The organism is Streptomyces hyaluromycini (assembly GCF_002217755.1).
Classification (GTDB): Bacteria; Actinomycetota; Actinomycetes; order Streptomycetales; family Streptomycetaceae; genus Streptomyces; species Streptomyces hyaluromycini.
The window spans coordinates 680555-705157 of sequence record NZ_BCFL01000017.1 but is presented as its reverse complement, the minus strand read 5'-3'; the positions used below and the strand labels follow the sequence as shown (position 1 = coordinate 705157).

The 24603-nt window shown below is 69.9% G+C and carries 23 protein-coding genes; 12 read left to right on the top strand and 11 right to left on the bottom strand.

Going from position 1 to position 24603, the window contains the following annotated elements; all coding sequences use genetic code 11:
* The first annotated feature begins 9 nt into the window (after window positions 1-9).
* Entirely contained in the window at window positions 10-1494 is a 1485-nt protein-coding gene (locus SSP29_RS11100; RefSeq protein ID WP_089100384.1) for a dihydrolipoamide acetyltransferase family protein, read from the top strand.
* Between the two features lie 180 nt (window positions 1495-1674).
* On the opposite strand, the gene SSP29_RS11095 is transcribed toward SSP29_RS11100, so the two are convergent.
* Together SSP29_RS11095 and SSP29_RS11090 are read right to left on the bottom strand one after the other, a co-directional pair.
* On the bottom strand, window positions 1675-2631 hold the full coding sequence (locus SSP29_RS11095) for a BRO-N domain-containing protein (protein ID WP_089100383.1): 957 nt from the start codon (window positions 2629-2631) through the stop codon (window positions 1675-1677).
* A gap of 178 nt (window positions 2632-2809) precedes the next feature.
* The gene (locus tag SSP29_RS11090) at window positions 2810-3709 is read right to left on the bottom strand and encodes a D-alanyl-D-alanine carboxypeptidase family protein (protein ID WP_089100382.1); all 900 of its coding nucleotides are present in this window, start codon (window positions 3707-3709) and stop codon (window positions 2810-2812) included.
* A gap of 197 nt (window positions 3710-3906) precedes the next feature.
* Here SSP29_RS11090 and SSP29_RS11085 point away from each other — a divergent pair, with 197 nt between their 5' ends.
* Together SSP29_RS11085 and SSP29_RS11080 are read left to right on the top strand one after the other, a co-directional pair.
* Window positions 3907-4557, top strand: a complete 651-nt coding sequence (locus tag SSP29_RS11085) for a GntR family transcriptional regulator (protein ID WP_089100754.1) — start codon at window positions 3907-3909, stop codon at window positions 4555-4557.
* Entirely contained in the window at window positions 4554-5855 is a 1302-nt protein-coding gene (locus tag SSP29_RS11080) for an MFS transporter (RefSeq protein ID WP_089100381.1), read from the top strand. Before SSP29_RS11085 ends, SSP29_RS11080 begins: the two co-directional genes overlap by 4 nt.
* Window positions 5856-6025: 170 nt before the next feature.
* Here SSP29_RS11080 and SSP29_RS11075 read toward each other — a convergent pair whose 3' ends face one another.
* Window positions 6026-6790, bottom strand: coding sequence for an SAM-dependent methyltransferase (locus SSP29_RS11075; protein ID WP_089100380.1), 765 nt, complete (start codon window positions 6788-6790; stop codon window positions 6026-6028).
* 94 nt (window positions 6791-6884) lie between these two features.
* Window positions 6885-7709, bottom strand: coding sequence for a maleylpyruvate isomerase family mycothiol-dependent enzyme (locus tag SSP29_RS11070; RefSeq protein ID WP_089100379.1), 825 nt, complete (start codon window positions 7707-7709; stop codon window positions 6885-6887).
* A gap of 183 nt (window positions 7710-7892) precedes the next feature.
* Here SSP29_RS11070 and SSP29_RS11065 point away from each other — a divergent pair, with 183 nt between their 5' ends.
* Window positions 7893-8690 carry a carbon-nitrogen family hydrolase gene (locus SSP29_RS11065; RefSeq protein ID WP_089100378.1) on the top strand — a complete coding sequence of 266 codons (798 nt, stop codon included), beginning with the start codon at window positions 7893-7895 and terminating at the stop codon, window positions 8688-8690.
* Window positions 8691-8711: 21 nt separating this feature from the next.
* Here the strand turns inward: SSP29_RS11065 and SSP29_RS11060 are convergent, their stop codons facing one another.
* Together SSP29_RS11060 and SSP29_RS11055 are read right to left on the bottom strand one after the other, a co-directional pair.
* Window positions 8712-9206 carry an LURP-one-related/scramblase family protein gene (locus tag SSP29_RS11060; protein ID WP_089100377.1) on the bottom strand — a complete coding sequence of 165 codons (495 nt, stop codon included), beginning with the start codon at window positions 9204-9206 and terminating at the stop codon, window positions 8712-8714.
* Window positions 9203-10201, bottom strand: a complete 999-nt coding sequence (locus SSP29_RS11055; RefSeq protein ID WP_089100376.1) for a GlxA family transcriptional regulator — start codon at window positions 10199-10201, stop codon at window positions 9203-9205. Before SSP29_RS11055 ends, SSP29_RS11060 begins: the two co-directional genes overlap by 4 nt.
* A 53-nt stretch (window positions 10202-10254) precedes the next feature.
* On the opposite strand from SSP29_RS11055, the gene SSP29_RS11050 reads away from it, so the two are divergent.
* The 3 genes from SSP29_RS11050 (at window position 10255) to SSP29_RS11040 (ending at window position 13549) form a co-directional block, all read left to right on the top strand.
* Window positions 10255-10647 (top strand): cupin domain-containing protein, encoded by a 393-nt coding sequence (locus tag SSP29_RS11050; RefSeq protein WP_089100375.1) that lies wholly within the window; start codon window positions 10255-10257, stop codon window positions 10645-10647.
* Window positions 10648-10792: 145 nt separating this feature from the next.
* Complete coding sequence (locus SSP29_RS11045; protein WP_089100374.1) at window positions 10793-11650, top strand: calcium-binding protein; 858 nt, start codon at window positions 10793-10795, stop codon at window positions 11648-11650.
* Between the two features lie 63 nt (window positions 11651-11713).
* Complete coding sequence (locus tag SSP29_RS11040; RefSeq protein ID WP_089100373.1) at window positions 11714-13549, top strand: NHL domain-containing thioredoxin family protein; 1836 nt, start codon at window positions 11714-11716, stop codon at window positions 13547-13549.
* Window positions 13550-13608: 59 nt separating this feature from the next.
* Here the strand turns inward: SSP29_RS11040 and SSP29_RS58415 are convergent, their stop codons facing one another.
* The 4 genes from SSP29_RS58415 to SSP29_RS11025 form a co-directional block, all read right to left on the bottom strand.
* On the bottom strand, window positions 13609-13767 hold the full coding sequence (locus tag SSP29_RS58415; RefSeq protein WP_167449897.1) for a hypothetical protein: 159 nt from the start codon (window positions 13765-13767) through the stop codon (window positions 13609-13611).
* 40 nt (window positions 13768-13807) lie between these two features.
* Window positions 13808-14914: a glycosyltransferase family 2 protein gene (locus SSP29_RS11035; RefSeq protein ID WP_245883069.1), complete on the bottom strand. Its 1107-nt coding sequence runs from the start codon at window positions 14912-14914 to the stop codon at window positions 13808-13810.
* 195 nt (window positions 14915-15109) lie between these two features.
* Window positions 15110-16432 carry a M18 family aminopeptidase gene (locus SSP29_RS11030; protein WP_089100372.1) on the bottom strand — a complete coding sequence of 441 codons (1323 nt, stop codon included), beginning with the start codon at window positions 16430-16432 and terminating at the stop codon, window positions 15110-15112.
* A 75-nt stretch (window positions 16433-16507) separates the two neighbouring features.
* Window positions 16508-18334: an acyl-CoA dehydrogenase gene (locus SSP29_RS11025; protein ID WP_089100371.1), complete on the bottom strand. Its 1827-nt coding sequence runs from the start codon at window positions 18332-18334 to the stop codon at window positions 16508-16510.
* A 176-nt stretch (window positions 18335-18510) separates the two neighbouring features.
* Between SSP29_RS11025 and SSP29_RS11020 the strand changes: the two genes are divergently transcribed.
* The 3 genes from SSP29_RS11020 to SSP29_RS11010 all read left to right on the top strand — a co-directional run bounded on the left by SSP29_RS11020 (window position 18511) and on the right by SSP29_RS11010 (window position 22383).
* Window positions 18511-18993, top strand: coding sequence for an SseB family protein (locus tag SSP29_RS11020; RefSeq protein ID WP_089100370.1), 483 nt, complete (start codon window positions 18511-18513; stop codon window positions 18991-18993).
* A gap of 349 nt (window positions 18994-19342) precedes the next feature.
* Window positions 19343-21298, top strand: a complete 1956-nt coding sequence (locus tag SSP29_RS11015; protein ID WP_089100369.1) for an Ig-like domain repeat protein — start codon at window positions 19343-19345, stop codon at window positions 21296-21298.
* Between the two features lie 113 nt (window positions 21299-21411).
* Window positions 21412-22383: a pirin family protein gene (locus SSP29_RS11010; RefSeq protein ID WP_089100368.1), complete on the top strand. Its 972-nt coding sequence runs from the start codon at window positions 21412-21414 to the stop codon at window positions 22381-22383.
* Window positions 22384-22476: 93 nt separating this feature from the next.
* On the opposite strand, the gene arsM is transcribed toward SSP29_RS11010, so the two are convergent.
* Window positions 22477-23376: an arsenite methyltransferase gene (gene arsM / locus SSP29_RS11005; protein ID WP_089100367.1), complete on the bottom strand. Its 900-nt coding sequence runs from the start codon at window positions 23374-23376 to the stop codon at window positions 22477-22479.
* A gap of 104 nt (window positions 23377-23480) precedes the next feature.
* Here arsM and SSP29_RS11000 point away from each other — a divergent pair, with 104 nt between their 5' ends.
* Together SSP29_RS11000 and SSP29_RS10995 are read left to right on the top strand one after the other, a co-directional pair.
* Window positions 23481-23855, top strand: coding sequence for an ArsR/SmtB family transcription factor (locus tag SSP29_RS11000; protein WP_089100366.1), 375 nt, complete (start codon window positions 23481-23483; stop codon window positions 23853-23855).
* A gap of 35 nt (window positions 23856-23890) precedes the next feature.
* A complete protein-coding gene (locus SSP29_RS10995; RefSeq protein ID WP_218036902.1) occupies window positions 23891-24589 on the top strand; it encodes an aquaporin in 699 nt (232 codons plus the stop codon).
* The last annotated feature ends 14 nt before the right edge of the window (window positions 24590-24603 follow it).

The following is a 24603-nucleotide window of genomic DNA, read 5'->3' as shown; positions in this document are numbered from 1 at the left end:
GAGAGGGTCGTGACGACGATGACGGAAGCGTCCGTACGCGAGTTCAGGATGCCGGACGTGGGCGAGGGGCTCACCGAGGCCGAGATCCTCAAGTGGTACGTCCAGCCCGGCGACACGGTGACCGACGGCCAGGTGGTGTGCGAGGTCGAGACGGCGAAGGCGGCCGTCGAACTCCCCATCCCCTACGACGGGGTGGTCCGCGAGCTGCGCTTCGCCGAGGGCACCACGGTGGACGTGGGCACGGCGATCATCGCGGTGGACGTGGCGGGCGGGGCGGCCGCGCCCGCGGCTCCCGCGGCTCCCGCGGAGGGGTCCGCGCCGGCTCCGGAGCCGGAGGAGAAGCCGCAGGGCCGCCAGCCGGTCCTCGTCGGCTACGGCGTGGCGGCCTCCTCCACCAAGCGCCGCCCGCGCAAGGGCCCGGAGGCCACGCCCGCCGAGACGGCGGTCCGGTCCGCCGTCCAGCAGGAGCTGAACGGCCACGGTCCTGCTCCGGTTTCCGCCCCCGCCCCCGCTGGCGTTTCCGCTCCGGCCCCGGCCCCGGCCGCGGAGGATCGCCCCCGCCCGCTGGCGAAGCCGCCGGTGCGCAAGCTGGCGAAGGACCTGGGCGTCGACCTGGCCACGGTGACCCCGTCCGGCCCGGACGGCGTCATCACGCGCGAGGACGTGCACGCGGCGGTGACGGCGGTGTCGGCCGTTCCGGCGGCGGCCGCACCGACGACGGCGCCGCAGCCGGCGACCGCCCCCGCGACCGCCGTGACCCCCACGGCCCCTGCCACCGCCTCCTACGACACCGCCCGCGAGACCCGCGTCCCCGTCAAGGGAGTCCGCAAGGCGACGGCGGCGGCGATGGTGGGTTCGGCGTTCACGGCGCCGCATGTCACGGAGTTCGTGACGGTGGACGTGACGCGCACGATGAAGCTGGTGGAGGAGCTGAAGCAGGACAAGGACCTGCAGGGCCTCCGGGTCAACCCGCTCCTCCTCATCGCCAAGGCCCTGCTGGTCGCGATCCGGCGCAACCCGGACATCAACGCGTCCTGGGACGAGGCGAACCAGGAGATCGTGCTCAAGCACTACGTCAACCTGGGCATCGCCGCGGCCACCCCGCGTGGCCTGATCGTGCCGAACATCAAGGACGCCCACGCGAAGACGCTTCCGCAACTGGCGGAGGCGCTCGGCGAGCTGGTCACCACGGCCAGGGACGGCAAGACGTCACCCGCCGCGATGCAGGGCGGCACGGTGACCATCACCAACGTCGGCGTCTTCGGCATCGACACGGGCACGCCGATCCTCAACCCGGGCGAGGCGGCGATCCTCGCGGTCGGCGCGATCAAGCTCCAGCCGTGGGTCCACAAGGGCAAGGTGAAGCCGCGCCAGGTCACCACGCTGGCGCTCTCCTTCGACCACCGCCTGGTCGACGGCGAGCTGGGTTCGAAGGTCCTCGCGGACATCGCGGCGGTCCTGGAACAGCCGAAGCGGCTGATTACCTGGGGGTGAGACCCCGGGAGAATCGAGAGAAGGGCGAGAGCGTGACTTCCAGTCACTCTCTCGCCCTTCTCTGACCTGCGTGAATGCTGAGAGTGTAACTTCTGGTTACGGTCTCACGGACACTCTCGGCCTGAGGGGATAGCCTGAGAGCGGGCGGCCGCAAACTCGGATTGCGACCGCCCACTCCCTTCAGGGCTGGTTGAGTACGTAGACCGCCGCTCCGTCCTCCGCCCCACCCTGCGAGCGGATACAGGCGTGCTTGCGCAGCAGCCGGAGACACTCGTTCACGCGATGCACCGTCAGACCGGTACGCGCGGCGATCGCTTCGAGCGACTCACGCAGCTCGCCTTGCTCGACGAGAACAGGGGCGATGACGACGGCCACCGTCCACACGTCCTCGGTCACCGACAAGCGCCGTCGCCAGTCGGCGAGTACGGACTCGGTGGTCGGGGGTGCCGCGGGCCGGTCGTGGGGCGTACGACGTTCGAGGACGATGGCGTCGAGCCGGTCCGCGATGCGTTCCATCGCGTGAACCATGGCTTGCTGCACGGCGATCGTGGCCTTCTGCGCGGCCAGCATCTCCCGCTGCAACTCGATTGATTCACGCTGACCGTTCGCCAGCTGCTCGTCCAGCTGGAGGTTGTGTGCCTCAAGTCGGATGATGGCCTCGGCCACTTGCTCGGGCATGGCGTACGCGATGGGCGCGCCCGGTTCGGTCGGCTGCACCTCGGCCTCTTCGAGAGTGTAAGAACCCTCTCGCTGCACTGTCTCGATGACCTCTGCGACCCACTGTTTGAATGGGGCGCAGGCGGGCTTCGTACAGGCGTTGACGAGGATGATGAGGCCCTGCAGATCGATGAGATTCATGTCTCGACGCCACCCTCGACCAGCGGGAATGCTGAGACCGTAAGCTCCACTGACGGTCTCCAGACACTCTCGGTGCTCTTCCGGAACATGGTCGGCGAGCGCCTGCCGAGAGTTGCTGTACCCCAGTTCTTTGCACACGTCCACCGCCGGAAACCAGTGCCTCCCGTCCGGCATGGTCAGCCGTCGTACCCGGGCTCCGGTCGCCGCGTACACGAAGTCGCTGACGTCGATGGCCTCGTGCCGGCCGGCGGGTTTCGCCTTCTTGCTTGGTTCGTTCATGTGAACCACCTCCGCTGCGGAACCTAGGGCGGAGAAAATCGAATATGCCAGTCAAATACCTGGATGTTCACGATTGCGAGGGAAGGGCGGGAGTTCTGCTGCGTGAGGTCGTTCGGGTATGGCAAAAGGCCCGCCGCATGGGGTGCGGCGGGCCTTCGTCGGCTCAGTGCGGGGCGGGTCAGATCGTCGAGAAGCCGTAGTTCAGGAGCTTCGTGGCGTCCGTCGCGCGCTGGGTGATCGAGGTGGAGGCGAGGACGGTGCCGATGACCGTCTTGCCGTTGCGGGTCGCGGCGAAGACCAGGCAGTACTTGGCCTCGGGGCCGGAGCCGGTCTTGATGCCGATGGCGCCGCTGTAGCTGCTGAGCAGCGTGTTGGTGTTGGTCCAGGTACCCATGGTGCGGGTGGAACCGGTCTTGGTGACCGTCTTCGCCGTGTAGCTCTTCGTCTTGACGACCGTGCGGAACGTGGCGTTCTTCATCGCGCTGCTGGCGATCTTCGTCAGGTCGCGCGGCGTCGAGTAGTTGTTGCCGTTGCCGATGCCGTCGAAGGAGTCGAAGTGGGTGTGCGTCAGACCCAGGTTCTTCGCGGCGGTGTTCATCTTGGCGACGAAGTTGGCGACCCGCTTGGCGCGGGTGGTGCCGGTGCCGTAGGTGTCCGCGAGCGCGTAGGCGGCGTCGCAGCCGGAGGGCAGCATCAGCCCGTAGAGGAGCTGGCGGACGGTGACCTTGTCGCCGACGATCAGGTGGGCCGAGGAGGCGGTGTTGGCGACGATGTAGTCGCTGTACGCCTTCTGGATCGTGACCTTCTTGTCGAGGTTCAGGTTGGACTGCGCGAGCACGACCTTGGCGGTCATGATCTTCGTGGTGGAGCCGGTGGACAGCTCGGTGTCCGCCTTCTTCGTGTACAGCGTCTTCGCGGTCGAATTATTCATGACGTAGCCACCCTTGGCCACGATCGTCGGCACGGTGACGGCCTGCGCGGGAGCCGCGGTGAGGGCGCCGGTCGCGAGCATCGCGCCGGACGTGACGGCGACGGCGACGGCCCTGCGGAAGCTGGTGCCCTTAATACCGGTAATCAACTGAAATACCCCGAGTCGAGTCGAGTCGTAATGCCCCTGGAGTGCGGCCGAGTTGGGGGTGCCAAAGCGGGTGGGGCCGCACGTGTGTGACACGTAAGTAGCACAGATGGTTGTGCGGTTGCTGAGGGCGATTTACATCACGTCCGGATGATGGACGAAGAGGCTGCTTGCGTACGTGTTGTATCTAAGCTGTGGGCATGAGCCTGGCCGTCAAGCAGCCCCCCGCCGCCGACCGTGTGTACTCCCATGTCAAGCAAGGCGTCCTGGACCGTCACTACGAAGGCGGCACGCTCCTCACCGAGGGCGAGCTGGCCGACGCCGTCGGGGTCTCCCGCACCCCCGTCCGCGAGGCGCTGCTGCGCCTGGAGGCCGAGGGCCTGATCAAGCTCTACCCGAAGAAGGGCGCCATGGTGCTGCCCGTCTCCGCACAGGAGATCGCGGACGTGGTGGAGACCCGGATGCTGGTGGAGGAACACGCGGTGCGCAAGGCCGTACCGGCGTCGGCGGGGCTCGTGGCCCGGCTTCAGGAACTGCTCGACCGGCAGAAGGCCGAGGCCGCCGCCGGTGACCTGGCCGCCGCGGCCGTCACGGACCGCTGCTTCCACGCCGCGATCGTCCGCGACGGCGGCAACGAGATTCTCTCCCGCCTCTACGACCAGCTGCGCGACCGCCAGTTGCGGATGGGCGTCGCCATCATGCACGCGCACCCCGACCGCATCGCCAAGTCGCTGACCGAGCACGAGGAGATCCTGGACGCGCTGCGCGCGGGGGATGCTGATCGCGCGGTCGGCCTTGTGCACCGGCACGTCGACTGGTTCGCGCACCTGGCGCGGGGTGAGGTCCGATGAGCCGCGGCAGCGCGTCGCTGCCCGGTGATCCGCCGGGCGGCCGCCGGGCCGTCGCCGTCTGGTGCATAGGCGTCTCGGTCTACTTCGTCGCCGTCATCTTCCGTACGTCCCTCGGGGTCGCCGGTCTCGACGCCGCCGACCGCTTCCACGTGGGCGCCTCGGCCCTGTCCACGTTCTCGATCCTCCAGCTGCTGGTCTACGCCGGCATGCAGATACCCGTCGGCCTGCTCGTCGACCGCCTCGGCACGAAGAAGATGCTGTCCATCGGCGCGGTGCTGTTCACCGCCGGACAGCTGGGCTTCGCCTTCTCCCCGTCGTACGGCACCGCGCTCGCCTCGCGCGCGCTGCTCGGCTGCGGTGACGCGATGACGTTCATCAGCGTGCTGCGGCTCGGCACCCGCTGGTTCCCGGCCCGGCGCGGCCCGCTCGTCGCCCAGCTCGCCGGTCTGGCCGGCATGGCCGGCAACCTCGTCTCCACGCTGGTCCTGGCCCGGCTGCTGCACGGCATCGGCTGGACCCCGGCGTTCGCGGGCAGCGCCCTGGCCGGTGCGGTCGTCCTGGTCCTCGTCCTGTTCTTCCTCCAGGACCACCCCGAGGGCTACGAGCCCGAGCCCTTCCCGCACCAGGGAGCGGCGTACGTACGGAAGCAGATCGCCGCGTCCTGGCGGGAGCCGGGGACCCGGCTGGGCCTGTGGGTGCACTTCACCACCCAGTTCCCGGCGATGGTGTTCCTGCTGCTGTGGGGGCTGCCGTTCCTGGTCCGGGCGCAGGGGCTGTCCCGCGCCACGGCCGGTGAGCTGCTGACCCTGGTCGTCCTCTGCAACATGGTGGTCGGCCTCGTCTACGGCCAGATCGTCGCCCGGCACCACACGGCGCGGCTGCCGCTGGCGCTGGGCACGGTCGGGGCGACGGCCGTGGTGTGGGCGGCGACGCTGGTGTATCCGGCCGACCATGCGCCGATGTGGCTGCTGGTGGTGTTGTGCGCGGTGCTGGGGGCGTGCGGGCCGGCGTCGATGATCGGCTTCGACTTCGCCCGTCCCGCCAACCCGCCCGAGCGGCAGGGGACCGCGTCCGGGATCACCAACATGGGTGGTTTCACGGCCTCGATGACGACGTTGTTCGTGGTGGGTGTGCTGCTGGACGCCACCGGCGACAACTACACGGTGGCCTTCTCGTGCGTGTTCGTGCTGCAGGCGCTGGGGGTGAGCCAGATTCTGCGGTTGCGGGGGCGGGCGGTCCGGCGGGAGCGGGAGCGGTTGGTGGCGAGCCGGGTGGAGACGGTGCACGTGCCTGCGTGAGCCGTTTTGTTCTCCCACCCGCGCACCGCCCGTTCACCGTCGGCAGAGAGGCCGGACGACCTGTGGGGGCGATCGCCGTCGGCGGCTTTCCGGGCGTGCGACGCGGTCAGCCGGCCGCCGGTGCGGCGGTCAGGCGGCCGTCGGTGTGACCGGGGCGGGGGTGGGGGCGGTCATTGCGCCGTCGGTACGAGGGTCAGGTACGCCAGGCCCAGGACGCCCCGGTATGCCAGCCAGGCCGCGCGGTGGGAGTCGAGGCGTTCGCGGGTTTCCGCTGCCAGGGGGTGGCCGGGGTTGGACGCCAGCCACAGTTCCTTGTCCGCCTGGTACGCCGACTCGAACTTCTCCCACTCGTCGAGGCTCGCCGTCTCGATCCACTCCGGGCGGAAGCCGGCGGACACCGTCAGGTCGACCAGGGCGGCCAGGTCGTGGTGGTCGGCGGCCGAGGCGCCCGGCCACATCCCGGCCAGCTCCGCCTCGGTCGGGGTGCGCTGCCAGAAGCCCTCGCCGAGCAGGACGCGCCCGCCGTCGGCCACCAGCCGCCGCAACTCCCGCAGGGCAGGCACGAGGTCGTCGCTCAGCGCCTGGCTCGCCCCGAGGCACAGCACCACGTCGGCCGGGCCCCGGCCGGTGCCCACCGCCGACTCCTCGGCGAACTCCACCCGGTCGGCCAGCCCCCGCGCCCCGGCGGCACGCCGCCCCCGCTCCAGGTCCGCCGCGTTCACGTCCACCCCGACGCCGTGCGCCTGCGGTACGGCCGCCAGCAGCCGGAGCATCAGCTCGCCCCAGCCGCAGCCGATGTCGAGCACGGTGGCGGGAAGGGACGCGGCGAGACGGTCGACCATCGCGGCCGCGCGGGCCTCGGAGAGCGGGCCGTGGAAGGTGAGCCGGGCGAGGCGCGGCGGGAGGTCGTCCTGCGGTGTGGTGGCTGCGGTCATGCCGGGAAAGATAGGTCGTGACGGCCGCCGCAGGGCACCGAATAATTACCGGCGCAGCCTCTTCCCGGCCACCGGGGTATCTCTATCCCACTTCTTACTGCGTGACCGCGAAATTGCGCAGGATCGCCGCCGTCAGCTCCTGGTCGCCCTCCGCCTTCACCCGGTCCGCGACCGCCTCCGGGGTGGTGCGGCCGCAGGCCAGGCGGACGTAGGTCTCCCAGTCGAGGGTGAAGATGGCGGCGGGGCCGAGCGCGGGGGTGGCCTCCAGGGTGCCGCGGCCCTGGATGTCGATGCGGATCGTGCGCAGGAACTCGATCGGCCCGTGCACGTCGAAGATGACGGCCGAACTGCGCGGCGCCTCGGCGTCCTTGGCGACCACCCGGGGCAGCTCGCCGAGCAGTACGTCCCGGGCGATCTGCGCGCCCGGGGAGTCGAGGTTGCCCGGCCGTCCCAGCGCCGCCCGCAGGTCCTGCTCGTGCACCCACACGTTGAAGGCGTGGTTGCGCATGGCCTCTTCGAGGGTGATCTCCTTGCTCATCGGCCCGCGCACGATGTGCCCCGGCTCCCGCGACTCGTTGCGCAGCTGGCGGTTGCGGCGGATGACCGTGTACTCCAGCTCCGAGGTCATCTCCGGCGCCGTGTGGTGGCGTCGTACGTCGACCTGCATCTCCGTGTAGCGCTGGGCCTCGTTGGTGACGTGGTAGAGGTCGCGCGGCAGGGTGTGGATGGGGCGCGGGTCGCCGAGCATCTCGTTGTCCAGGCCGATGACGTGGGAGACCACGTCCCGCACCGACCAGCCCGGGCACGGTGTCCGCCGGTTCCACTCGCCCTCGACAAGCGGCGTCACCAGCTCGGATATCGCTTCGATGGAGTGGGTCCAAGCGTCGGCGTAGGGCTGGAGGGTGGGATGCAGACTCACGGAACGGGACCCCTCGGCGGTCGGTACTCGGGCAGGTGGTGGCGGCGCTGCCAGTGGGCGGTGGCTGCTGTCGGCGGGTGTCTTGAGACGCTAAGTTACGCTGCTGTGAGGCACCCCGGCAGTGCTTTCGTGTGACGATCGTAGGCCCGTGTGGACGGCTCGAATTGCCAGGACGGTGGTAGTGTGCGCGCCTCGCTCATCCAGATCGACGTAAACGAGGGCGAATCGGTTGAATCTCGTCGGCAGCGCGTGACCGCACTGGTGCGCGAGCAGGCGGATGCCGATCTCGTCGTACTGCCCGAGCTGTGGACGACCGGCGCGTTCGCCTACGAGAAGTTCGCGACGGAGGCCGAGCCGCTCGAAGGGCCGACGTACGAGGCGATGGCGAAGGCGGCGAGCGACGCGGGCGTCTGGCTGCACGCCGGCTCGATCCCCGAGCGTGGCCCTGAGGGCCCCCTCTACAACACGGCTCTCGTCTTCTCCCCCTCCGGTGAGCTGGCCGCGGCCTACCGCAAGATCCACCGCTTCGGCTTCGACAAGGGCGAGGCGGTGCTGATGGGCGCGGGACGGGAACTGGTGACGGTCCGGCTGCCCGAGACCACGCTGGGCGTGGCCACCTGCTACGACCTCCGTTTCCCCGAACTCTTCCGCGGACTCGTCGACGCCGGCGCCGAGACGCTGGTGCTCTCGGCGGGCTGGCCCGAGCGGCGACGCGCGCACTGGACGCTGCTGGCCCAGGCGCGGGCGGTCGAGAACCAGGCGTTCGTGCTCGCGTGTGGAACGGCCGGGACGCATGCCGGAGTTCCGCAGGCGGGTCACTCGATCGTGGTCGATCCGTGGGGCGAGGTGCTGGCCGAGGCGGGCGCCGGCGAGGAGATCCTCACCGTCGACCTCGACCCGGCCAAGGTCGCCGCGACCCGCGAACAGTTCCCGGCCCTCAAGGACCGCCTCCTGGGCCTGGACCCCCCGCGCCACCGCTGAGTCCCCTTCTCATCCCCCCTTCTAGTCCCCGTCCCGCTCCTTGTCGGCGAGGTGGATGACGCACACCGCCACCGCGATCAGCAGCGCCGGGTCCGCGTCGTCGCGTACGACGTCGAGTCCGTAGGTCTCCCGCACGTGCAGCCAGCGCCGGGAGACCACGGCCAGCAGCTCGCCGTCGTACTCGACGGCGAACTCCCGGTCGAGGATCTTGCCGCTGACGTCGAGTTCGGTGCCGTCGACCAGGTGGACCCGGTAGTGGTTGCGCAGGAGCGAGAGCCGCTTGCGTCTGATGGTCGCCAGGGGCTCGCCCTCGCGTTCGATCACCATGGTGTCGCGCAGGGCGAACATCTTCTGGTGGAAGTCGACGAGCACGCGCCCGTGCCGGTCCTTCAGCTCGAACGTGTCCCGCACCCGCATGGCCTTGCCGTCGACGAGGAACACCTTGTCGCCGTGCTCGTCCTCGATCCAGTAGTCCTCGCCGAAGCCGAGGAGCCGGTCGCGTACCAGGAATCTCATGCCTGTACCCCTTCCCGCACCACCGGCCCGAAACGCCGCCGGTAGTCCGAGGGGCTGAGGCCGGTCTCGCGCCGCAGCCGTGCGCGCAGGTTCGCCGCCGTACCGAGCCCGCTGCGCGCCGCGACGACGTCGAGCCGCTCCTCCCCGCGCTCGATCAGCCGGCAGGCGAGAGTGACCCGCTCCCCGGTCAGCCAGGCCAGCGGGGTGGTGCCCAGCTGGGCGCGGAACCGGCGGTGCAGGGTGGCGGGGGAGACGGCCGCCCGCGCGGCCAGGTCCGCCACCGTCAGCGGTTCGCCCAGCCGCTCCTGGGCCCAGGCCAGGAGCGGTCCCAGTGACTCGCCCGGCACCTCGGGCACCGGCCGCTCCACGAACTGCCGCTGCCCGCCGTCCCGGTGCGAGGCGAACACCAGCCGCCGGGAGACCGCGTTGGCGATCTCGGCACCGTGGTCCTGCCGCCAGATGTGCAGCCCCAGGTCCAGCGCGGCCGCGCTGCCGGAGGCGGTGAGCAGGTCGCCGTCGTCGACGAAGAGCACGTCGGGCCGGAGCAGCACCCGGGGATGCAGTTCCCGGAACGCGTCCGCCCAGCGCCAGTGCGTGGTGGCGGGCCGGCCGTCCAGCAGCCCGGCCTCGGCGAGCGCGAAGGTCCCGGTGCAGAAGCTCACCACCCGCACCCCGCGCGCGTGCGCGCGCCGGATCGCGTCGATGACGTCGGCACCGCGCGGTACGACGTTGTCCGGCCGCCCCGGTACGACGACCGTGTCCGCCTCGTCCACGGCCGCCAGTCCCGCCACCCCGCTCAGGGTGAAGAAGCCGTGGTTCATGCGCACCTCGCGCGTGGGCGCGCACACCGTCACCTCGTACGGCGGGACGCGCAGCCCCAGCTCGGGCCGCGGCAGCCCGAACAGCTCGGTGGCGACCCCGACCTCGAACGGATTGGTGCCCGCGTCGACGATCACGGCCACCCGGTGGGTCGACTGAGAGGATCCTTGCGCCATATGCGATTTCTAGCACTCACGCCGATGCCTGGCCACGGCCCAGGATGACCGCCATGACCAGTGAACCCATCTCCCTCGCCCATGCCCTCGCCTCCTTCGAGGACCGGTGGAGCCCGCGCATCGTCACCGCCGTCAACGACTACGACGTCCGCGTCGCCAAGGTCGAGGGCGAGCACCTCTGGCACGTCCACGACCACACCGACGAGTTCTTCCTGGTCCTGGAGGGCGAGCTGCACATCGCCCTGCGGGAGCCGGCGGGCGAGCGCACGGTCGTCCTCCCCAAGGGCTCCGTCTTCACGGTGCCCCGCGGCATCGAACACAAGCCGCACGCGCGCGTGCCCACCGAGATCCTGCTCCTAGAGCCCACCGGAACCCTCACGGTGGGCGATCGGCACGACGAGGTTCCCGGGCACGTGGACGCGACGACCGGACACGCCCTCATCTGACCGGGCCTCGGATTTCCTCGGTCCAGTGGATGTCCGGGAGTTGAACTCCACGTGTTTGTGCAGAAGTTGCCCAACCAAAGAGGTGGGCTCCGAGTCCGACGAGGCGTAGTTCGCGTCGTTGCGCACCGTCCTCTCGGAGGTTTCCATGCATGCTCGTCCCGTCCGCCGCCGGGTCATACGCGCCGTCCCGGCGATGACGCTGGCTCTCGGTGCGGCCATGGCCGCGGCACTCACCACGGCCGGCCCCGCCGGCGCCGCGACGGCACCGGCCACCGCCGTGGTCAGCCACGGCTGGCAGCTCACCTACAAGGCCGCCCCCGGCCAGACCAACAAGGCCACCGTCACGGGGACCCTCACAGCGGACAAAACAGGCATCACCTACGCGATCGACGACGTCGTCCCGATCGACGCGGGCCAGGACTGCGTCTACCCCGACAGCGCGGACCGCACGCGAGTCTCCTGCACGGTCACCTTGATCGACTCCCAGGACCCTTACGCCGCCCTCGTCGTGAACCTCGGCGACGGCAACGACATGGTCGCGTACAAGAACTCCACCGATCAGATCTACTTCTACGCCGAGATCTCCCTGGGCCCCGGCAACGACCGGGCGGCCGACTACGGCCGCCTCGACGGCGCCTACGTCTCCGGCGACACGGGCAACGACACCATCACCGTGGGCAAGGAAGGTCTCGCCTGGGGCGGCGACGGCAACGACACGGTCAACGCGAGCGGCGGCGACAACATCGTGCAGGGCGGCAAGGGCAACGACGTGCTGCGCGGCGGCGCCGGAGCCCAGTACCTGTCCGGCGACGACGGCAAGGACACCATCACCGGAGGAGCCGGCGCCGACACCCTGTACGGCGGCAAGGGCGATGACGTCCTGTACGGCAACAGCGGGAACGACAAGCTGTACGGCAACAGCGGCAACGACAGGCTGTACGGCGGTCCCGGCCGGGACACGCTCTCCGGCGGCCCCGGGACCGATGTGACCCGCCAGGACTGACGGCCGGGCGACGAGCGCGGGAGCGCCGCGGGGATTGTCGGTCGGGGATGGCACTCTTGATCCATGAACCACGCATCCCCGGCGCCCACCCCGCGCCGTGCCCGCGTCCGCGCCCCCGAGCTGATCGGCAAGGGTGGCTGGATCAACACAGGTGACAAGCAGCTCAGCCTCGCGGAGCTCCGTGGGCGCATCGTAATTGTTGATTTTTGGACATTTTGTTGCGTGAACTGCCTGCACGTCCTGGACGAGCTGCGGGAGCTGGAGGAGCGGCACCGGGACACGGTGGTGATCATCGGGGTGCACTCGCCGAAGTTCGTGCACGAGGCGGAGCACCAGGCGGTCGTCGACGCCGTGGAGCGGTACGGCGTGGAGCACCCGGTGCTGGACGACCCGGAGCTCGCCACCTGGAAGCAGTACGCGGTCCGGGCCTGGCCGACGCTGGTCGTCATCGACCCCGAGGGGTACGTCGTCGCCCAGCACGCCGGCGAGGGTCACGCGCACGCGATCGCGCGGCTGGTCGAGGAGCTGGAGGCGGAGCACGAGGCGAAGGGCACCCTGCGGCGCGGCGACGGCCCGTACGTGCCGCCGGAGCCCGAGCCGACCGCTCTGCGCTTCCCCGGCAAGGCCCTGCTGCTGCCCTCGGGGAACTTCCTGGTCAGCGACACCACCCGGCACCAGCTGGTGGAGCTGGCCGAGGACGCGGAGACGGTCGTACGGCGGCTCGGCTCCGGCACGCGCGGTTTCGCCGACGGTACGGCGGACACCGCCTCCTTCAACGAACCGCAGGGCCTCGCGCTCCTCGACGACGGCTCGGTGGCCGTCGCCGACACCGTCAACCACGCCCTGCGCCGCCTCGACCTCGCCACCGGTGAGGTGAGCACCCTCGCCGGCACCGGACGGCAGTGGTGGCAGGGCTCCCCGACCTCCGGTCCGGCCCGCGAGATCGACCTGTCCTCCCCCTGGGACGTGGCGGTCTTCGGCGGCAGGGTGTGGATCGCCATGGCGGGCGTGCACCAGCTGTGGACGTACGACCCGGAGAGCAGGACGGTCGCCGTCGCCGCCGGGACCACCAACGAGGGACTGGTCGACGGGCCGGCGGCCGAGGCCTGGTTCGCGCAGCCGTCCGGCCTCGCGGCCACCGCGGAGCGTCTCTGGCTCGCCGACTCCGAGACGAGCGCCCTGCGCTGGGTCGACCTGGACGGGCACGTCCACACGGCCGTCGGCACCGGCCTCTTCGACTTCGGCCACCGGGACGGCGCGGCCGGCCAGGCCCTGTTCCAGCACCCGCTGGGCGTGACGGCCCTGCCCGACGGCTCGGTCGCGGTGTCCGACACCTACAACCACGCGCTGCGCCGCTACGACCCGTCGACCGGCGAGGTCACCACGCTGGCGACGGACCTGAGAGAGCCGAGCGACGCGGTGCTGGCCGGCGACGAGATCGTGGTGGTCGAGTCGGCCCGCCACCGGCTGACCCGGCTGCGGCTCCCCGAGGAGGCGGTCCGGGTGGAGTCGGTCGCCCACCGCACCCAGCGCTCGGCGACCGAGGTGGCTCCGGGCAGGCTCCGGCTGGACGTGATCTTCCAGGCCCCGGCGGGCCAGAAGCTGGACACACGCTACGGCCCGTCCACCCGCCTGCTGGTGTCGTCGACCCCGCCGGAGCTGCTGCTCAAGGGCGAGGGCGCCGACACCGACCTGTCGAGAGACCTGGACCTGAACCCGGCGATCGAAGAGGGCGTCCTGCACGTCTCGGCCATGGCGGCGAGCTGCGACGACGACGAGGCGAACGAATACCCGGCCTGCCATGTGCACCAGCAGGACTGGGGCGTACCGGTGCGGATCACGGAGGGTGGCACGGACCGACTTCCACTGATTCTCGCCGGGATGGATCAGCGCCCCTGAAAGGGGCGCGGGGAACTGCGCGACCAGCCCCCACGTACCCGCAGACGAACGACGACCCGCTACCGCCTCCGCGGCGCCAGCTTGAACAGCGCCACCCCGGCCGCCACCAGCGTCGTGGCCGCCACCACCATCGCCATGCTGTTGAGCCAGAGCCCGGTGGCGGCCAACGTCGCGCCCCCGGCGCCGGTCGTACCGGCACCGATCACTCGTCCGTACATCGTGCTTCTCCTCTGAGGGTTGCCATGTGGGGGGCGGGGCTCATGTCGCGACCCACTTCTCCTCGCTGCGGCGCACCAGCCCCCACAGCGAGGTGAAGTAGACGGCGTGCTGGAAGAGGTCGTAGAGCATCTCCGGGATCATCAGCGCGGCGACCAGGACGGCCTTCGGTCCCGCGCGCCGTACGGAGACGGTCTTCTCGACGATGAAGATCAGGCCGATCGCCGTCCAGAACGGCGACAGGCCCGGCCAGCCGTACAGCGAGGTGTACGTGGCCATGAAGGTCAGGTAGATCAGGAAGGAGAGCGCGCCGAAGCCCATCAGGAACTGCTGCATGAAGTAGCGGGCGGTGACCCGGGTCCAGCCGTAGTCGCGGAGGTTCTCCAGCGCGCCGCGCTGCCACCGCAGCCGTTGGTGCCACAGCTTGGGCAGGGTGGGCATGACCTCGGTGGTGACCGCGCAGCCCGCCGGGGACATGGCCCGGTAGCCGAGGGTCTTGACCGCCTTGGTCATCTCGTCGTCCTCGGTGAGCGAGGCGAGGCTGTAGTAGCCGGTGCCGCCGCCGAGTTCGCCGGCGCGGCGGGCGGCGCGGACCTCGCGCAGCACGCGGGCGCGGAACATCGTGCCGGTGCCGGTGAGGACCTGGGCCCTGCCGCCGGTGCGCTCCAGTTCCCAGGCGTAGCGGTGGAACTCCATGCGCTGCAGCAGGCCGAGGAGGCCCCCGCCGTCCTCGCCGTAGAAGACCCCGCCGACCGCGCCGACCTTGCGGTTGAAGGTGGCGAGCGCGGTCTCGACGAACCAGGGGTTGAGGACGGTGTCGGCGTCCTGCACGAGGAGCAGGTCGCGGTCGTCCATGTGCGGCAGCACCCAGGCGATGGCCTGGTTGAGGGCACCGGCCTTCTTGTGGGTGTTGCCCTGGGTGGGGAAGACCTGGGCGCCGTGGGCGGCGGCGACGCCGGCCGTGTCGTCGGTGCAGTTGTCGGCGACGACGACGATCAGGTCGGGGCGCCGGGTCTGTTCCCAGAGGCCGTCGATCGCGTCGGAGATACGTTCCTGCTCGTTGTGGGCCGGGATCAGCACGGCGATTCTGGGTCTGTCGCCGGGTTCGTCGGGGGCGGCGTGGGCACGGCGCGTGGCGTGACGGCGCACGGCTCGGTACCCCCTGTCGTGAAGACCGCGGTGGATCCGGAAGTCGATATTCCGGACCCGTCAGCGATCCACAGTCTTCACGAAATCCGTACAACTCCGATAGTTGAACGCTGTAACGGATTGCTCACGGTTGCCTGTGATGACCCTGTGGGTGCGGCTGTGTCCGTTACGCGCCGTACCCACCGTCATGCGCGACTACCCTTCCAGGAACGCCACCAGTGCGTTCGCCAGCAGGAACGGGTCGTCGGCGCCGCACAGTTCGCGCGCGCTGTGCATGGAGAGGGCGGCCGCGCCGATGTCGACGGTCTGGATGCCGTGGCGGGCCGCGGTGATCGGGCCGATGGTCGTGCCGCAGGGCATGGAGTTGTTGGAGACGAAGGTCTGGAAGGGCACCCCGGCCTTCTCGCAGGCGGCAGCGAAGACCGCGCGGCCCGCACCGTCGGTCGCGTAGCGGTTGTTGACGTTGACCTTGAGGATGGGGCCGCCGTTGGGGCGCGGGTGGTGCGTCGGGTCGTGGCGCTCGGCGTAGTTGGGGTGGACGGCGTGGCCCATGTCGGAGGAGAGACAGATGGTGGCGGCGAGGGCCCGGGCCCGGTCCTCGTACGACCCGCCGCGGGCCAGCACCGAGCGCTCCAGCACGCTGCCGAGCAGCGGGCCGTCCGCGCCGGTGTCCGACTGGGAGCCGGTCTCCTCGTGGTCGAAGGCGGCGAGCACCGGGATGCAGGGGGGCGCCGCGCCGCCCGCCGCCACGGCCGCCAGGGCCGCCGTACCGGCGTGCACGGACAGCAGGTTGTCCATCCGCGGGCCGGCCAGCAGCTCCTGGTCGCGGCCCAGGTAGGCCGGCGGTTCGATGGCGTACGTCATCAGGTCCCAGCCGGTGACCGAGCCGGCCGGCAGCCCCGCCTCCTGCTCCAGGAAGGCGATCAGGTCGCCGTCGCGGACGTCGTCGCCGAGGCCCCAGATCGGCTGGAGGTGGCGCTGCTTGTCCAGCTTGAGCCCCTCGCTGCTGACCGCACGGTCCAGGTGGATGGCGAGCTGGGGCACCCGCAGCAGCGGCCGGTTCACGTCGACGAGGCGGGTGGAGCCGTCGCGCAGGCTGAGCCGGCCGGCCAGGCCCAGGTCCCGGTCGAGCCAGGAGTTCATGAGCGGTCCGCCGTAGATCTCCACGGCGACCTGGCGGAAGCCCTGCGCCCCGGTGTCCGGGCGGGGCTTCACCCGCAGGTTCGGGGAGTCGGTGTGGGCGCCCACGATCCGGAACGGCGTGTGGGGCGCGGCGCCCTCCGGGACGTACCAGGCGATGATCGCGCCGCCGCGCAGCACGTACTTGCCGCCGGTGCCCGCGGCGGAAGCCGCTGATGTCTCCGTGTCCCAGGCGTCGGTCTCGTTGACCTGCCGGAAACCGGCCTTCTCCAGCCGTTCGCCGGCGTTCGCCACGGCGTGGTACGGCGTGGGGCTCGCCGCGAGGAAGGACATCAGGTCGTCGGTGTGGCCGCGATCGAAGCGGGAGGGTTCGCTCATGTGCTTCACCTTAACGACGTACGGTGGCCCGCTCCCCGAAGAGGGAGCGGGCCACCGTAGCGGAACTCAAGCCGGTCAGAAAGCGGCCTCGTCCAGTTCCATCAGGTCGAGGTCGACGTCGGCCGCGACCTTGCGGGCCAGGGTGACGCCCGGCAGCACGTTGGCCGCGAAGAACTTCGCCGCCGCGATCTTGCCGGTGTAGAACGCCTTGTCCTTGTTCGACGCCGTCTCCAGCTTCTCGGCGGCGATCGCGGCGCCCTTGAGCAGCAGGTAGCCGACGATCACGTCACCGGAGGCGAGCAGCAGGCGGGTGGTGTTCAGGCCCACCTTGTAGATGTTCTTGACGTCCTGCTCGGTGGCCGCGAGGTCGGTCAGCATCAGGCCGACGATCGCCTCCAGCTCGACGGCCGCCTTCGCGAGGTGCTCGCGGGCGCCCGCCAGCTCCTCGCCGCCGGTGCCGAGCGCCAGGAACTTCTTGATGTCCTCGGCGAGGGAGTTCAGCGCCGCGCCCTGGTTGCGGACGATCTTCCGGAAGAAGAAGTCCTGGCCCTGGATGGCGGTGGTGCCCTCGTAGAGGGTGTCGATCTTGGCGTCGCGGATGTACTGCTCGATCGGGTACTCCTGCAGGAAGCCGGAGCCGCCGAAGGTCTGCAGCGACTGGGCGAGCTGCTCGTAGCCCTTCTCGGAGCCGTAGCCCTTGACGATCGGCAGGAGCAGGTCGTTGAGCGCGTGCTCGGTCTTCGGGTCCTCGCCGTTCGCCTCCTTGACGGCGATGGCGTCCTGGACCGAGGCGGTGTAGAGGACGAGGGCGCGCATGCCCTCGGCGTACGCCTTCTGCGTGATCAGCGAGCGGCGGACGTCGGGGTGGTGGGTGATGGTGACCTTGGGCGCGGTCTTGTCCATGAAGTTCGCCAGGTCGGGACCCTGGACGCGCTCCTTGGCGTACTCAAGGGCGTTGAGGTACCCGGTGGAGAGCGTCGAGATGGCCTTCGTGCCGACCATCATCCGGGCGAACTCGATGATCCGGAACATCTGGCGGATGCCCTCGTGCTTGTCGCCGATCAGCCAGCCCTTGGCCGGGTGGCGGTCGCCGAAGGTCATCTCGCAGGTGTTGGAGGCCTTCAGGCCCATCTTGTGCTCGACGTTCGTGGCGTAGACGCCGTTGCGCTCGCCCAGCTCGCCGGTCTCGAAGTCGAAGAGGAACTTCGGGACGAGGAAGAGGGAGAGCCCCTTCGTGCCCGGGCCGGCACCCTCGGGCCGCGCCAGCACGTAGTGGAGGATGTTCTCCTCCATGTCGTGCTCACCGGAGGTGATGAAGCGCTTCACGCCCTCGATGTGCCAGGAGCCGTCCTCCTGCTGGACCGCCTTGGTACGGCCGGCGCCGACGTCCGAACCCGCGTCGGGCTCGGTGAGCACCATGGTCGAACCCCAGGTCCGGTCCACGGCGAGCTGCGCCCACTTCTTCTGCTCCTCGGTGCCCTCCTCGAAGAGGATCCGGGCGAACGCCGGGCCGGAGGAGTACATCCACACGGCCGGGTTGGCGCCGAGGATCAGCTCCGCGTACGACCAGATGAGCGACGGCGGGGCGGTGGTGCCGCCGATCTCCTCGGGCAGGCCCAGGCGCCAGTACTCGGAGTCCATGAAGGCCTTGTAGCTCTTCTTGAAGGACGCCGGGACCGGGGCGGTGTTGGTCTCCGGGTCGAAGACCGGGGGGTTGCGGTCGGCGTCGGCGAAGGACTCCGCGAGCTCGTTCTCGGCGAGCCGGGTCAGCTCCTCCAGGACGCTCTTCGCGGTGTCGGTGTCCATCTCGGCGAACGGGCCGGTGCCGTACAGCTTGTCGCGCCCGAGCACTTCGAACAGGTTGAATTCGATGTCGCGGAGGTTGGACTTGTAGTGCCCCATGGTGACGGCTCCGTATCCGGATCGGCGAGGCACTGAATCCTCGCGCAAGCTTTCACATACCAACGAGTAGCTCCGATGATGCTACCCGTCGGTAATAAGACGCAACCCCCATCGGGTGAAGTGTGAGAAGGGTCTACCTTCCCGCAGACACCGCGTGTCTCGGTAGGCTTGCGCGCATGTATGGATACGGCCAGCCCATGGACGGTGGGGCCGCTCAGCAGCAGTACGCCTCGCCGCAGCAGCAGATGGCCGGCGGGCTCGGCGGGTACGGCCAGCAGCCGCCGCTCTACCCCGAGCCGTCCCCGCCCTCGCTCGCGGACGCGGTACGCGCCTTCACCACGGGTCAGGTGACCGCCGAGGACTTCCAGCAGGTCTTCGCCACGTCCAAGGTGTACTGCCCGCGCGGAGACAATCCCGGGTTCCTGGCCCTGCACAACACCCAGCAGCCGGTGATCCCGATGTTCACCTCGCTGAAGGAGCTGCGCCGGTACGCGGGCAAGGAGTCCAAGTACTTCGTGATCACCGGCGCGGAGGTCATCGACCTCCTCCCGACCGGCTACGGCTTCGTCCTGGACATGGAGGGCGAGCACCGCATGGTGTTCGACGCCAAGGCGGTCGAGCAGATGGTCGACTTCGCGATGCGCCGGATGTACGGCTAAGCGCTCCGCTGGAAGTGCCGCGATGTGCCGTCTGCCGTCTGCCGTCTGCCGTCTGCGGCGCCGTCGTAGCTGGTCGCGCAGTTCCTCCCCCAGCGCCCCTTCGGGGCGCTCCGAACCGCAGCGGACTTCGCCGGACCCGCTTAGACGCCGTCCGGACACCGGCCGGGCGCCGGACGGGCATCGGACGGGCGAAAAACCCCGCCCCGTTTGTCACAGCCATGCCATAGGCTGCCCCAGGCAGCCGCGCCCCGCACGCAACCGCTCTTCCGCGGTCGTGTCCGGGTGCTGCGCGGCGCTCTCATCCACCCGGCGAACCCGGGTTCTCACTGGGGGTTTCATCACTGTGCGCATGCGCAGCACTTCGGTCGCGACAGCGCTCGCGGTCGTCTTCAGCTCGGCGGCGTTGAGTGTCGTGGCGGCGGGGACCGCCTCGGCAGCCGCCACCACCGTCACCAACATCGGCGGGTTCGTCGTGGACGGCCCGCTCCAGCGGGTGTTCGTCGGCGACGCGGCGAACGGCCGGATCCTCGCCTCCGACTACAACGGCAACCTCGTCGACTCGGACGACGGCTTCGACGGCGTCAGCGACCTGGCCCTGTCGGACGACGGCACCACCCTGTACGCGGCCCTGCCCGGCGTCCACCAGGTCCTCGCCCTCGACCCGGCCACGCTGGCCGTGAAGACGTCGTACAACATCCCGACCAACACCGGCCCCCGCCACCTGGCCTTCGCCGGCGGCAAGGCGTGGTTCTCGTACGGCGACCAGTGGGACGGCGACATCGGCTCCATCGACCCGGCGGTGGACCCCGCGGGCGGGACCGACCCGGTGGCGATGGCGCAGTTCCCCACCGAGGGCACCTCGGCCGGCATCTGGGGCCAGGGGCTGCTGGACACCGACCCGACCCGGCCGGGCCTGCTGGCCGTCGGCGAGACCGGCATCTCCACCGACTCCATGGCCGTCCTCGACGTCTCGGACGGCACCGCCAAGGTCACCGCCTGGTACGACGGCGACTACACCCTGAACAGCGGCATCTCGGACATCGACCTCGTGCCCGGCGCCGACCAGGTGCTGGTCAACGGCACCGACCGGGACGCGTGGGCGAACGGCAAGTTCAGCATGGCCGGCTCCTACCCCGCAGCGTGGGGCGCCGACATCTCGGCGACCGGCCTGGTCGCCCAGTTCAACGCCGGCAAGGTCGCGGTCTACCGGCCCGACACCATCAGGCCGCTGCGCACCTACGCCGTCGGCTCCACGACCGACTACGCCGCCGGCAACCTGCGCTGGGCGCCGGACTCCTCGCGGATCTTCGCGCTGGCGCCGAACGGCGGCTCCTACACGCTCAAGGTCCTGACCCAGCCGACGCTCAACGTGCCGACGCTCACGGTCAACGCCCCGAGCTCGGCGCCCCGCGCCAAGAAGCTGACCGTCACCGGCAAGCTCTCGGCGACGGTCCCGCTGCCCGCCGGCGTCAAGCTCTCCGTGACCCGTACCGACGTCGAGAGCCCCAGCGGCAAGACGCTCGCCGCCGTCACGGTCAAGGCGGACGGCACGTACTCCTTCACCGACACCCCGCCGGCCGGCGGCACGGTCACCTACAAGGTGACCTACGCGGGCGACGCCGACCACGCCACGGCCACCGCCTCCGACAAGGTCACGGTCTCCCGCGCCGGGACGAGCCTGAGCCTGAACAACAACGGCAAGCTGTACAACTACGGCGCCGACGTGAAGTTCACCGCGCACCTCGGGACGACGTACAAGAACCGCTCGGTGAAGATCTACGCGGACCCCTTCGGCGGCGACAAGCCGAAGAAGCTGATCAAGACCGGCAAGGTGGACTCCCACGGGAACATCGCCGCCTGGGTGGACATGACCCGCGACACGGCCGTCTCCGCGGTCTTCGACGGGGACGCCCGCTACGCGCCGAAGACCGCGAAGGTCACGGCGTACGCCCGGGTCAAGATCTCCACCGCGGTCTCCAAGCACTACAAGATCGCGAAGATCGGTTCGACGTCGTACTACTGGTTCCACAAGAACACCGGCCCCGAGATCACCACGACCATGACCTACTACCCGGGCCGCCAGGAGCGCCTGGACCTCCAGGTCTACTACCAGGGGACGTGGTACACGACGGACTCCGAGTACTTCGCGCTCGCCTCGAACGGCAAGGCGGGCGTGCGCTACAGCGCGCCCGGCGAGTCCGGCATCCGGGCGCGGGTGCGTGCGGTGTACGTCAACGGTTCGTCGGGTGACAGCGTGAACTCGACCACCTACAGCGGGTGGAAGTACCTCTACTTCAGCAACTGATCCGCCGATCGGGGGATGGCCGGGCCCGGAGGGAATGTCCTCCGGGCCTTCTCCGTTAGGGGTAGCAGAAAGTTCAACGCTCAACTAAAGTGGGCGCACAAGGAGGAGCCAACATGCCTGCAGTGACCGTCGAGAACCCGCTGACCCTGCCCCGAGTGGCCGCACCGGCCGACGCCGTGGCCCGTCCCGTGCTCGCCGTCACGACCGCGCCGAGCGGTTTCGAGGGCGAGGGTTTCCCGGTGCGCCGGGCGTTCGCGGGGATCAACTACCGCCACCTCGACCCGTTCATCATGATGGACCAGATGGGTGAGGTGGAGTACGCGCCGGGCGAGCCCAAGGGCACCCCCTGGCACCCGCACCGCGGTTTCGAGACCGTCACCTACATCATCGACGGCGTCTTCGACCACCAGGACAGCAACGGCGGTGGCGGCACCATCACCAACGGTGACACCCAGTGGATGACGGCCGGTGCCGGTCTCCTCCACATCGAGGCCCCGCCGGAGTCCCTCGTCGTGTCCGGCGGTCTCTTCCACGGCCTCCAGCTGTGGGTGAACCTGCCGGCCAAGGACAAGATGATGGCCCCGCGCTACCAGGACATCCGCGGTGGCACGGTCCAGCTGCTCACCACCCCGGACGGCGGTGCGCTGCTGCGGGTCATCGCCGGAGAGCTGGACGGCCACAAGGGTCCGGGTATCACCCACACCCCGATCAGCATGGTTCACGCGACGCTGGCGCCGGGTGCGGAGATCACGCTCCCTTGGCGTGAGGACTTCAACGCGCTCGCGTACGTCCTCGCCGGAAAGGGCTCGGTGGGCGCGGACCGCCGGCCGATCCACCTTGGGCAGACGGCCGTGTTCGGTGCGGGCTCGTCGCTGACGGTCCGGGCCGATGAAAAGCAGGACTCGAACACGCCCGACCTGGAGGTCGTCCTTCTCGGCGGCCAGCCGATCCGTGAGCCGATGGCCCACTACGGCCCGTTCGTGATGAACACCCAGGCAGAGCTCCAGCAGGCATTTGAGGACTTCCAGAAGGGGCGCCTCGGCACCATCCCGGCGGTGCATGGGATGACTGAGGGCGGGCTGTAATCCCTCGTCGGTCCAAACTCAACAGCCCTACCCACCAACAGGTGGGTAGGGCTGTTGAGTTGGTTCTAGGCGTGATTGTGCGAAGGCAAGAGGTCAGCTCTGGCAGGCGCATCCGGCGGCGCCCTTGGCTTCGCTGACGGTGACGGACGGGTCGGTTGTCTGCTCGGCCGGGGTGCAGCACGAGGTGAGGCCACAGCAGGATTCGCCAGTCGCCGACGTCGCGGCGGTGTTCGGGACGGTGGCGGCGGTGGGCTTGCCGGCGCGGATGATGGCGGAGTGCATGCCGTCGGCGACCGAGTGCGTCGGGGTGATCTCGATGTCCGTGAAGCCGGCCGTTTCCAGACCCGCGCGGTACTCGGCGAAGGACAGGGCTCCGGCGATGCAACCGACGTAGTCGCCGCGCTCGGCCCGCTGCTCGGGGGTGAGGGTGTCATCGGCGACAACGTCGGACACGCCCATCCGGCCGCCGGGCTTGAGTACGCGGTAGGTCTCGGCGAAGACGGCGGGCTTGTCGACGGACAGGTTGATCACGCAGTTCGAGATCACGACGTCGATGGTGCTCGCGGGAAGCGGGATTGCCTCGATGGTGCCCTTGAGGAACTCCAGGTTCGTCGCGCCCGCCTTCGCCGTGTTGGTCAGGGCCAGGTTGAGCATCTCCTCCGTCATGTCCAGCCCGTACGCCTTGCCGGTCGGTCCGACGCGGCGGGCGGAGAGCAGGACGTCGATGCCGCCGCCGGAACCGAGGTCGAGAACGCGTTCGCCCTCGCGCAGCTCGGCGACCGCGGTGGGGTTGCCGCAGCCGAGGGAGGCTGCGACCGCCTCGGCGGGCAGGGTGTTGCGCTCGTCGGCGGCGTACAGGGTCGAGCCGAAGTTCTCGTCGACCTCGACCGGCTCGGGCCCGCAGCACGCGGTACTGCCCTCGGTGACCTTCACGGCCGCCGCCGCGTACCGCTGACGGACGGTCTCACGCAGGTCGGTGGACTGCTCGTTCATGACTCACTCCCAGGTGACGGGCCACAGCACGGCCCGGAACGGCCTGTATCGACGTTCATTGATGCAACCTTGTGCCTTGGATCGAAAAACGTCAACATAGAGGAATGTCGAAACAAGAGCTTGCGGTGATCGGGCAGGAATCCGTCTGCTGCCCCGGCCTGGCTGCCGCTCCGCTGGATGAAGACCACGCGGCCGACCTGGCGAAGGTCTTCAAGGCGCTTGGCGACCCGGTACGCCTGCGTCTGATGTCGATGATCGCCTCACGCGGAGAGGGCGGTGAGGTGTGCGTGTGTGAGCTGACCCCGGCCTTCGATCTGTCCCAGCCGACGATCTCGCACCACCTCAAGCTGCTGCGACAGGCAGGCCTCATCGACTGCGAGCGGCGCGGTACATGGGTGTACTACTGGGCGCTGCCCGATGTTCTTGAGGGGATCGCCGCGTTCCTGACCACCTCTCGGACCGCTGGGGTCGGCGCGTGAACGCCTCGCTCGGCCGTCGCGTCGCCGCGGAGGTGATGGGGACCGGGCTGCTGGTGGCGGTGGTGGTGGGCTCCGGCATCCAAGCCACCGACCTGTCGCACGACGTCGGCGTGCAGTTGCTCGCCAACTCCCTCGCCACGGTCTTCGGCCTGGGCGTGCTGATCACTGTGTTCGGGCCGGTCTCCGGCGCGCACTTCAACCCGGTCGTCACCCTCGCTGCCTGGTTCACCCAACGCCGCACCCCGGGCGGGCTCACTCTGAGGGACGTCACTGCTTACGTGCCTGCCCAGATCGCGGGGGCTGTCGGCGGCGCGGTCCTGGCCGATGCCATGTTCGACGAGCCACTCGCGAAGTTCTCCACTCACGACCGGTCGGCCGGACACCTGTGGCTGGGAGAGGTCGTCGCCACGGCGGGGTTGATCCTGCTGGTGTTCGGCCTCGACCGGGTCGGCCGCGCTGCGCTCGCTCCGGCCGCGGTGGCCTCCTACATCGGGGCCGCCTACTGGTTCACCTCCTCCACGTCCTTCGCGAACCCGGCGGTGACCATCGGCCGTGCCTTCACCGACACCTTCGCCGGCATCGCCCCCGCGTCCGTCGCCCCGTTCATCGCTGCCCAACTGCTCGGCCTTGTGCTCGGGCTCGGCATCGTGGCCGTCGTCTACGGTCCGCAGGCGGCACCGGCCCGCCGTGAGATCAGCATCCCGGGCGGCGAACCCGACCCCGTCTCCTCCTGACCACGCCCCGAGAA